The following is a 314-nucleotide window of genomic DNA, read 5'->3' as shown; positions in this document are numbered from 1 at the left end:
GGGATGCCCTACAATCAAAGAAAAAGGGGCGTCCATCCATGAAAAATAAAAAACTTAACACGACTAAAGATCACGGAATAGTTGAAGGTTCAATAGAGGCACTACAAGCGGAAAATGAGCGTTTACGTATGGAAAATGCGTATTTAAAAAAGTTAAATGCCTTAGTTCAAAACAAGGAGAAATCACGAAACAAGACAAAGCCCAAGTAGTCTATGAACTAAGGCATGAATTTTCAGTGAAGGTGCTACTTCAGCTCGCAGGTATTCCGCGCAGTACGTATTATTATTGGGTTAAAAGATTCGATCTTCCTGATT

The 314-nt window shown here is 38.5% G+C and carries 1 pseudogene; it reads left to right on the top strand.

The annotated features are described in order from the left end of the window. A pseudogene (locus ACM6HU_RS02015) lies at nucleotides 1-314 on the top strand (IS3 family transposase); the annotation flags it as partial.

It is taken from the genome of Bacillus sp. IT-79MI2 (genome assembly GCF_949768135.1).
GTDB classification, from domain to species: domain Bacteria; phylum Bacillota; class Bacilli; order Bacillales; family Bacillaceae_G; genus Bacillus_A; species Bacillus_A pseudomycoides.
Note: the sequence above shows the minus strand (reverse complement) of the source record. Positions and strands in the feature narration are given on the sequence as shown.